Annotated in this window: 9 protein-coding genes and 1 tRNA gene; 3 read left to right on the forward strand and 7 right to left on the reverse strand. The window is 39.4% G+C overall.

The features are described from left to right. Positions 1 to 2 precede the first annotated feature (2 nt). Positions 3 to 1,295, forward strand: a complete 1,293-nt coding sequence (locus tag PL9631_RS21715) for a type II restriction enzyme (RefSeq protein WP_083623573.1) — start codon at positions 3 to 5, stop codon at positions 1,293 to 1,295. 82 nt (positions 1,296 to 1,377) lie between these two features. Here the strand turns inward: PL9631_RS21715 and PL9631_RS21720 are convergent, their stop codons facing one another. The 4 genes from PL9631_RS21720 to cofG all read right to left on the reverse strand — a co-directional run bounded on the left by PL9631_RS21720 (position 1,378) and on the right by cofG (position 3,159). Further along, a complete protein-coding gene (locus tag PL9631_RS21720; RefSeq protein WP_231516814.1) occupies positions 1,378 to 1,680 on the reverse strand; it encodes a hypothetical protein in 303 nt (100 codons plus the stop codon). Beyond that, positions 1,677 to 2,042, reverse strand: a complete 366-nt coding sequence (locus PL9631_RS21725) for a hypothetical protein (protein WP_083623575.1) — start codon at positions 2,040 to 2,042, stop codon at positions 1,677 to 1,679. Before PL9631_RS21725 ends, PL9631_RS21720 begins: the two co-directional genes overlap by 4 nt. 49 nt (positions 2,043 to 2,091) lie before the next feature. Beyond that, a tRNA-Cys gene (locus tag PL9631_RS21730) sits at positions 2,092 to 2,162 on the reverse strand. Positions 2,163 to 2,178: 16 nt separating this feature from the next. After that, the gene (gene cofG / locus PL9631_RS21735) at positions 2,179 to 3,159 is read right to left on the reverse strand and encodes a 7,8-didemethyl-8-hydroxy-5-deazariboflavin synthase subunit CofG (RefSeq protein ID WP_083624302.1); all 981 of its coding nucleotides are present in this window, start codon (positions 3,157 to 3,159) and stop codon (positions 2,179 to 2,181) included. A 190-nt stretch (positions 3,160 to 3,349) separates the two neighbouring features. Between cofG and PL9631_RS21740 the strand changes: the two genes are divergently transcribed. Next, positions 3,350 to 5,410, forward strand: a complete 2,061-nt coding sequence (locus PL9631_RS21740) for a prolyl oligopeptidase family serine peptidase (RefSeq protein WP_083623576.1) — start codon at positions 3,350 to 3,352, stop codon at positions 5,408 to 5,410. Between the two features lie 99 nt (positions 5,411 to 5,509). Here PL9631_RS21740 and PL9631_RS21745 read toward each other — a convergent pair whose 3' ends face one another. From PL9631_RS21745 to PL9631_RS21755, 3 genes are all read right to left on the reverse strand, one after another. Beyond that, complete coding sequence (locus PL9631_RS21745; protein WP_083623578.1) at positions 5,510 to 7,003, reverse strand: hypothetical protein; 1,494 nt, start codon at positions 7,001 to 7,003, stop codon at positions 5,510 to 5,512. 103 nt (positions 7,004 to 7,106) lie between these two features. Beyond that, complete coding sequence (locus PL9631_RS21750) at positions 7,107 to 7,763, reverse strand: nitroreductase family protein (RefSeq protein ID WP_083623579.1); 657 nt, start codon at positions 7,761 to 7,763, stop codon at positions 7,107 to 7,109. 66 nt (positions 7,764 to 7,829) lie between these two features. Then, positions 7,830 to 8,813 (reverse strand): GntR family transcriptional regulator, encoded by a 984-nt coding sequence (locus PL9631_RS21755; RefSeq protein WP_083623581.1) that lies wholly within the window; start codon positions 8,811 to 8,813, stop codon positions 7,830 to 7,832. 304 nt (positions 8,814 to 9,117) lie between these two features. Between PL9631_RS21755 and PL9631_RS21760 the strand changes: the two genes are divergently transcribed. Further along, the gene (locus PL9631_RS21760; protein ID WP_083623583.1) at positions 9,118 to 9,852 is read left to right on the forward strand and encodes a dienelactone hydrolase family protein; all 735 of its coding nucleotides are present in this window, start codon (positions 9,118 to 9,120) and stop codon (positions 9,850 to 9,852) included. Positions 9,853 to 9,998 lie beyond the last annotated feature (146 nt).

Genomic DNA, 9,998 nt, shown 5'->3' on the forward strand with positions numbered 1-9,998 from the left:
ACATGAACAACAAAAAACCAGGGAAAAATGATGTTGCTTGGGAAACATTATTCCAACGATATAGCATTTTAGATATTATTGCTAAACAAGGTTATTTTGAAATAGAAGCGACTCAAATTAATGAAGAACGAGAAAGTCGGTTAATGGCTAAGTTTGATCATTCAGTTAATTTACCCCAAATTTTTAAGGATCATAATTTATCCATATTGCCTATTTCTCGTTCAAAATATATTATTGGTTGTTTTGATGCCTACTTGAATGTTGAATATTCTACTGATATAGAACCTATTGATATAGAGTTTCCTTCTTATATAGAAAGTATAGACTCTACCAATCTATATTCAGAAGCATCTGCTATAAGTTGTGCATTTAATACAGGAATTATCGACGACTTATTAGGAGAGAAAACATTTTTTACACTTTCTGGAAGAATGTCCTCTGGTTGCTTTGATTTCAAAATTAAAAATTATTTAAACAATCAAAGTTATGCCATTTCAGTCATTAATAGTCAATGCGAAATAGATGCAGGTTTTGAAAGTGACAACTATTTAATTTTAATCGAAGCCAAAAAATATCAAGTTGATAATTTTATAATTAGACAATTATATTATCCTTATCGATTATGGTCAGAAAAAATAACTAAAAAAGTTGTTCCTGTTTTGATGACTTATTCCAACGACATATTCAGCTTTTTTATTTATGAGTTTCAGAATGAATCTGATTATAACTCCCTTCGCTTAATTGAACAAAAAAATTATATTATCGCACCCGAAGAAATTACACAGCAGGATGTTTCTGATATTTTTGAAACTATCACCTTAATTCCAGAACCTAGTATACCATTCCCCCAAGCAAATAACTTTGAACGGGTCATTGACTTACTATCCCTTTTAGTAGAAAGAGATTTAACGAGAGAGGAAATTACAGAAAATTATCAATTTGATCAGAGACAAACCGGGTATTATACAAATGCAGGTCAATATCTTGGACTTGTAGAAAAATACAAAGCTATTGGTACAGGTGATATAACCTTTCGTTTGACACAGGAAGCTAAAGAAATTTTAAGCAAAAGACAAAAACATAAATATCTTTCTTTAATCAGGAAAATTTTGGAATATCAAGTTTTTTATACAGTATTTCAATTAAATTTATCTAGGGGAAAAATGCCATCAAAAGAAGAAATTTGCGAAATTATTTTGTCTTCTCGTGCTGAACTTAGCAGGAAGACCCCAGGAAGACGCAAATCTACTGTTAGTAATTGGATTTATTGGATTTTTAGGCAGATCCAAGATTAACAAATAATTTTTAAAGGCGTTCTATCTTCATGTTCATGGCTAAAACTAACTAACCTATCTCTATCAATCTTTTACCTTACTATTATTTGCAGGATATCGGCAAAACCGCCAGTACATCTAAATACCACCACCAACGTTGAGGACAAATAAATTGAGCTTTTCGCTTCTCTGTTAAATTAATAAAACGCGATAATTCCTGATAAACAATGTGGGCATTCTCAACTAATTGACGGTCTGCTTTTGTCAATAAAATTTTTTCTTCCTCAGTGAGTTGAGGTTCAATTTCTGTAAGGCGATCGCGCATTTGTAACATTTCTAAATGCTCCGCACCACTAACATCAGGAAACTCAACACTCACGCAATAGTTTTTTAAAAGAGGATTCATATTTCTAACTCCTTAACTGAACCCAGATAGATAAAGGCTGAATTAGATAGATACCCTTCTGGGTCATCGGGAGGAAAAGCAGTTTCTAAAACCCCATCTAAGCCAATCATTACTAACCATAGATGATTCTCCACATTAGCTACCAACGTCGGATAAATCGTTTCTCCATAAGCATAAAGATAAATATTTGCATCTGGATTATTAACCACAAAAGCGATGATCGTATTATATTGTTCAAGGGTCGCATCATCGGGCAAATGACCTAAGCGAACCCTTTTGACTAAATGAGAATCTGCTTTTCCCGGTTTCCAAATGATGAGATCTCTAACTTTTCCAATTGCTTGAAAAACAGCTATTAACAAAACAAAAAATACTCTCCAAAGAGTATGTAGGATAGATTAATTATTTTAAAGGCGGCACCCAGATTTGAACTGGGGGTGGAGATTTTGCAGACCTCTGCCTTACCACTTGGCTATGCCGCCATGACCATGCAGTTATTTAATATAGCACAGGTGTTTCTGAAATAGCAAGTTTTTTTCGCCATTCAGTCACAACCCCTTGCAGGCTGGGGCATACCCAAGGATCGTATTTGGGATAAACGGGCAACCGTCGCACCAATTCCCAGCCATTGGGGGCTAGAATCGTCTGTAAGGTTTGATCCTGATCCTGGGGATAATCGGGGTTCACTTCGTCACGGGGGCTGATTCCGCCGAGATCTCGCGCCCCGGCTTCCAAACAGGCTAATAAAATATCAGGATTGGTAACTAAATTGGGGGGTATTTGTAGGGTAATATCATCAGGTAAAATGGAACGGGCGATCGCTACAACTTCGGGTAATTGTTCTAAATTAAAACTGTTTCTAGGATCGCTTTGTTGACTCCCTAAACTGTGGGGTTGTAAAATCACTTCTTGAATATGCCCCCATCGTTTATGAATAATTGCAATTGCTTTTAGAGTATCTCGCCAGTCTGTCGAGGTTTCTCCAATTCCCAATAATAAACCCGTGGTAAATGGTATTTTTAATTCTCCTGCCCATTGCAACTGTTCTAACCGCATTCCTGGGATTTTACTAGGGGAGTAACGATGAACGTTTTCTAATAATTGTGGATTAATTTGTTCTAACATTAACCCCAGGGAAACATTCACCTGTTTTAATTGTTTCATTTCTGCAAAAGTTAACAGTCCCACATTGGTATGGGGTAAAAATCCTAAAGATATCGCTAATTCGCATAATTCATAAATCCGTTTAAACCAGGCCAAACGTTGAGAACTATGGGGGTGGACTTCTCCACTTAAAATTAAAATTTCAATAATTCCTTGATCTCGTAGGGTTTTTAAGATTTCTTCGGCTGCTGTTAAGGTTAACCAAGGACTTGTACCAATATCGGTTCTAAAGTTACAATAACTACAGCGATTAAAGCAATCATAGGTCGGAACCAGGGTATAGGCTGGACTATAAGTAATTTGTTTGTTGATCATAAATTTAATAGAATCAGAATGATCCCTTTGAATTATAATAGAATCCGTAGAGGTAAATTTGCTCATCCCGAAAAATCATTGATCAAAAGTTGCCGCTATGCTCAATTTCATCCACTGTTAAGCCGTTTGTGCTGTGTGACGCTACGCTTATACAGGATAAAAAACAGTCCAACCCCTATTATTTAACTCCATGTCTGAACAGAATCCAATCTTCAGTTATCCTCAAACTCGTAAATGTGATCAAGTTGATCAGTATCATGGCGTGACCGTTGCTGATCCCTATCGATGGCTAGAGGATTTAGACTCAGAAGAAACCGCTTTATGGGTTGAAGCTCAAAACGCGGTGACATTCGGTTATTTGAATCAAATTTCCGCTAAAGAAACGCTTAAAAAGCGCCTGACTCAACTGTGGGATTATGAAAAATATGGAATTCCATTTAAGCAGGGAAATCGCTATTTTTATTTTAAAAATGATGGACTACAAAATCAAAGTGTTTTGTATGTTTTAGAGTCTTTAGAGGCCGAACCTCAAGTTTTATTAGATCCGAATAGTTTATCTGAAGATGGAACTATTGCCTTATCAGGAATGTCGATTAGTGAAGATGGAAATTTAATGGCCTATGGCTTATCGACTTCCGGTTCTGATTGGCAAGAATGGAAAGTTAGAGATATTAATACCAAAGAAGATTTATCGGATCAGTTAAAATGGGTGAAATTTTCTGGCGCATCTTGGACACATGATCACAAAGGATTTTATTATAGTCGTTATGATCAACCCCAGGAGGGAAAACCCTTAGAAGAAATCAATTATTTTCAAAAACTCTATTACCATCGGTTAGGAACAGACCAATCTGAAGATATTTTAATCTATGAACGACCCGATCATAAAGAATGGGGATTTAATGGATTTGTCACCGAAGATGGTAAGTATTTAATCATTTCTGTTTGGAAAGGGACGGATTCTAAAAATCTGGTTTTTTATCAAGATTTAACTCAACCCAATGCTGAGGTTATAGAACTGATTTCTGAGTTTGAAGCCAGTTATAGTTTTATTGATCATGATGGGGATATATTTTGGTTTACGACGGATTTAGACGCGCCTCGAAGTCGAGTTATTGCGATTAATATTCATACCAAAACTCCACACCAAATTATTCCTGAAGCCACCGAAACCCTGGAGGGAGTGAATATTTTAAATAATCAATTCGTTGCCGATTATTTAAAAGATGCCCATAGTCAAATTAAAATCTTTAGTTTAGAAGGGGCATTTATTCGGGAAATTGAATTACCCGGAATTGGTTCTGCGGGAGGTTTTGGAGGGAAACGATATGATACGGAAACCTTTTATAGTTATACCAGTTTCACTGCTCCGAATACCATTTATCGATACAATCTTTTGACGGGAGAAAGTACAATTTATCGTCAAGCAAATGTTGACTTTAATCCTGATGATTACGAAACCCAACAGGTGTTTTATCCCAGTAGAGACGGAACCTTAATTCCGATGTTTATTACGGCTAAAAAAGGCGTAGAACTGAATGGGAATAACCCAACTATTTTATATGGATATGGCGGATTTAATATTTCCCTCACCCCTTCGTTTTCTATTAGTCGTTTAGTTTGGTTAGAAATGGGCGGTGTTTATGCGATCGCAAATTTACGAGGCGGGGGAGAATATGGAGAAAATTGGCATCAAGCAGGAACAAAACTCAAGAAACAAAATGTCTTTGATGACTTTATTAGTGCCGCCGAATGGTTAATAAAAAGACGCTATACTTCTACTCAAAAATTAGCAATTATGGGAGGAAGTAACGGCGGGTTATTAGTTGGAGCTTGTATGATTCAACGCCCGGATTTATTCGCGGCGGTGTTACCGGCGGTGGGGGTTTTAGATATGCTCCGCTTCCATAAATTTACCATCGGTTGGGCGTGGTGTTCCGATTATGGTTCCCCGGAAAATCCCGAAGAATTTCAAGCGTTATACGCCTATTCTCCCCTACATAATTTGAAGCCAGGAATTGCCTATCCTGCTACTTTAATTACCACAGGAGATCATGATGATCGCGTAGTTCCCGCCCATAGTTTTAAGTTTGCTTCTGCTTTACAAGAAAACCATATTGGGGAAAATCCAGTATTAATCAGAATTGAAACTAAAGCCGGACATGGCGCCGGAAAACCCACGGATAAAGTAATTGAAGAAATTGCCGATCAATTTGCTTTTTTAAAGCGAGTTCTCCAGATTGATTCATAAAAACGTTGTTGCGCTTTAGCGCTCTTTCTAGGGGGCTAAAGCACAACAACGGGCACTGAAGCCATTACCCATTACCCATTACCCATTACCCATTACCCATTACAAAGGAACATGGGTGGCAATTTTTTCGTTATTTGCTCCATAAACTTCTAGGGAAATTTGGGCATTTTGACTAATGCTTTCTAAAGCAACTTTGAGGACTTGGACGTGATTTTCAGCTTCGGAACGTTTTTTAGAATCCCCTGCTTGATCGGCATTTTTAGCCGTGGATTGAATTTTATTAACATATTCGGAGGTTAACCGAACTGTAATCAAATTTTCAGTCACACTATAGTTACAAACCTTGGGATTTCCACTGCACAATTTTCCTAAATCTTGACGGGCTTTTTCCACCCGGGAGACAATCCGATTTTGAACATCCGCCCGTTTCCAAGAGTCATTAAATGAGGTTAAAAAGGGCTTAATTTTAGCAGAATAGGAACTACTGACCGGAACTTGTTTGGCGTAACTAACCGCCCGACTCCAATAGGTAACTGCCTCCGACCAATTGCCCCGTTGTTCTAAAAGTTTGGCTTGTTCAGAATTACTAATAGCTTGATTATAAGCATCTAAACCGACTTGTTCAATCGTTTTGCGATCGCGGGCGGCTTCTAATTTCGGTTGATAACGGGCTAATAAAACCTGGGCTGATTGATGGGCCGTTGTCCCATAGGGAATAGTTGATAAAGTATTAGCTGCGGTTTGCCAAGTTTCAAATACCTGTTGCCAACTTTCTGCATATTTTGCTACCCCTTGACGGGCTTCTGCTACTTGGGCGGTTTTCTTCGCTGTGGCTAAAATTTGTTCCCCATCTCGCTCTAATTTTAAGCGATTTCTCACATCCCCTAAATTGGCTCGATATTGTTGCCATCGGGCTTGAGCAAAGGGATAAACAATACTACTATTAGGAACTTGATCTAAAAAGGCGATCGCTTCTTCCCACATAGATTGCATTTTTGTCCAATCTGCTACGGAATGGGGAGGATTTTGACCCATTTCTGAAGCCTTTGCCGCCACGTTTAAAGCTTTAACTACTGAATTTAATTCGTTATATTCTTGACGATAAACCGATAAAAGAGCTTTAGCTTCAGGATAACGGGGCGACCAAAAGGGAATGGTTTCTAAGAGTTTAATTCCCGATTGTAAATCTTCTGATGCCAAAGTAGGAGCCTTAGAAGAACTCACGGTTTCAATGGTTTGTTTAGATTTTTGACTAAAATTTCTGGCGGTATCCATTTCCTGACATTCTCCCATCACACAGGGGCGAGTTACAGTATAAATACATCCAAATACCACTACTAAAACCGCAGCAATTTTAGCCAGTAAAACTAGATTTAATCTCTTACTAATTGCTGCTTCTTGGGGAGACGGTTCATCAGGATCAGTTTCTTCCTCAACCGATGTACTAATATCCTCTAAAGCCTCTATATCTTGAATATCAAAAGGATTGTAGTCCTGGGTTTCTTCTTCCTCTAAAAAAGGATTTTTAACCTCTACCTCCGAGGAATTTTCAATATCTTTTTTTTGCTTGGGTTCTAAAATTGCTGTTTTCATAATTTTGTCTGTAATCAGTGATACATTTTACCGGGAATTTTTAGAGGTTGAACTACGGTTGATGATAAATTTTATCAGGGTTTTCTGGAAACACAATTAAAGATTAACCCTCCCAGACTCCCCCGTAGGATTCTCCATAACAGAGTTGTTCCACCGCAAACCTGCCCCCATAGTTTTTAAAAGGTTCTGTCGCATATCCTAAAGCCAGAAGACAACAAACATCAACCGCTTCTGGAATATTAAATTGGGCTTTGACCTGAGCTCCAATAAATCCCTCCATCGGACAAGTATCGACCCCATAGGTCTGTGCCACAATCATAATATGGGCAACGGCTAACATGGCTTGGCGGTTTGTCCAGGTTTCTATGGACTCAAAGGAAGGATGTTTTTCAAAGGCCTGGGGAATCGCTGTGCGGATATAATCGGCATAGATATCATTGATTGAGCCTTGTTCTCGACCCAGTTGAATCACCGACTCAATGTATTCCGGTTCTACTACACGGCGATCGCTACAACAAATCAACACCACCGGGGCTTCCGTGACCTGACGCTGATTAAAAGCACAGGCTTTGAGTTTCTCCTTACTTTTGGGACTTTGTAAGATAATAAACCGCCAGGGCTGTAGGTTAAACCCCGAGGGTGCTCGCATCCCTAAACGCAGAATTTCCGAGAAAATCACCGTCGGGATCGGGGTTGGTTGAAATGCTCTGACCGCCCGACGTTGCTCAATCGCATATCTCAAATTAATTGAAGGTTCCATGGGATGATCGGATTAAAGTTTGCTTTTCTATTGTTATTGATAATGGGCATAATATTGCTAACGGGTTTAACTTAAACCCAATTCTCGCTTGAGCAAATTAATCGATTCTGCACCAATATAATTCGGACAGCAGACCAATTGAGGTTGACGAATCAATTCTTCTCGATTGGTATGAACCAAATTCTTGACCACCGGATAACTGGCTTGATCACAAATAATAATCCGTGCCGTGCGAATAATAGAATTAATCTTATAGGGATCGGTTAATTGAGCCGTCAGCACCAAAATATCATCCCCTCGCAGGCTGTGAATAATCACTTCCGTTGCCCTTAATAGCCCGGAACTCAGACTCACAATTCCTAAATAAGTACCCTTGGGAGCATCCCGCACCAACTCAATTTCCTTCGCATAGTTATGAATATCAATCGGAATCACTCGCACGGACTTAGGGGCGGCAATGGCTTCAGCTTGTCCAATAAAATAACGACTGGTAACCACCGTTCCCGATGGGACTTTTTCTAAGAGGTCGGTTAACTGTTCTATTGGGACTAACTGTACTGGAATTTTTAGGGCTTCTTCTAATTCCTGAGCCATTAATTCTCCAATCCCAATATCTTGAGCCGGAGCCGTAACTAAAACCCTAGCACTACACCGTAATCGCCAATCAATTTCACCTAGAAACATTTCCCTGGCTTGATTGAGGGTACATCCTTGAGATAATAATTCATCTAAACTTCGTTGAATAATTTTATTAGCTAGAGGATAATCTTCTAAAATCGGCGAGTTTAACCGAGATCCCCCTTCATGGCCTAAAGCCCGCACATAAATCCCCGATCCTGCCTGAGCTTCTACTAAGCCATTATCTTCCAACTGTCGATAGACTTTGCTAATCGTGTTCCGGTGTAATCCCGTTTCCATCGCCAATTGACGAGTGCTAGGTAAACGGTGTCCAGGGGGAAATTGTCGAGAAGCGATCGCAAATCGAATCTGATTAAATAGTTGGTTAGAAGCGGGAATCTCGCTATCAGGTTGAATATAAAACCGAACCATGATTAAATCTCCAAGGGAATCAAAGCAAAATGGGTTAAGTATCTATTTCCCAGACATTACTGTCTGAGAAAAATATGGATTTATCTCCTGAAAATTTTTACAGCCTTTAATTTTAATTGTGCCATTTATTGACCGGGTGTTTAGTTTTTTTTGAGGAATTCTAAAGTTTTACCCGTTTTTGATTAGAAAGTTTTCATCTACTTTTATCCCTGATCAATTGCCAGAATTTTATACATTGCATATTAACCGATCTGGGTATCCATCAGGATATGATTGAACGTTATTTACAACTCCTTAAAAAATCATGACCAATCAGCCCCTACACACCGCCTGGGTTCAAATTCCCCATGGGGAATTACAAATTGATGCCTATTTAGCTCAACCCCAGGGAGAAGGGCTATTTCCCGCCGTGATCGTGATTCAAGAAATTTTTGGGGTTAATTCCCATATTCGGGATGTGACCGAACGCATTGCCAAAGAAGGATATATTGCGATCGCGCCCGCCATTTATCAACGCTTTGCCCCCGGTTTTGATGTCGGTTATACTCCAGAAGCGATGAAATTAGGGCGACAATATAAGGATCAAACCACCGCCGCCGACCTGTTAAGCGATATTCAAGCCACCCTCAACTACTTAAAAACCCTCCCCAACCTCAAACCCAAATTCGGTTCCATTGGTTTTTGTTTTGGCGGTCATGTTGTCTATTTAGCCGCCACCCTCCCCGAAATTCAAGCCACAGCCTGTTTCTATGGGGCCGGAATTGCCACCATGACCCCCGGGGGTGGAGCACCAACCATCACCCGTACAAAAGACATTCAAGGGGTTCTCTATGGCTTTTTTGGTACCGAAGATCCCCTAATTCCTAACGAACAAGTGGATCAAATTGAAACCGAACTCCAAAACCATCAAATTCCCCATCAAATATTCCGCTACAAAACCGATCACGGCTTCTTCTGCGACCAACGCAGTACCTACAATCCCGTCGCAGCCCAAGACGCCTGGACACAGGTTAAACAACTCTTTGGGCAGCAGCTATAGGGAATTACGAATTACGAATTACGAATTACGAATTACGAATTACGAATTACGAATGGGTAATAGGTAATGGGTAATGGGTAATGGGTAATGGGTAATAGAAAGACTTTACCTCCCCTGCTCCCCCTGCCTCCCCTGCCTCCCCTGCC

This window comes from Planktothrix paucivesiculata PCC 9631 (assembly GCF_900009265.2).
GTDB lineage: Bacteria > Cyanobacteriota > Cyanobacteriia > Cyanobacteriales > Microcoleaceae > Planktothrix > Planktothrix paucivesiculata.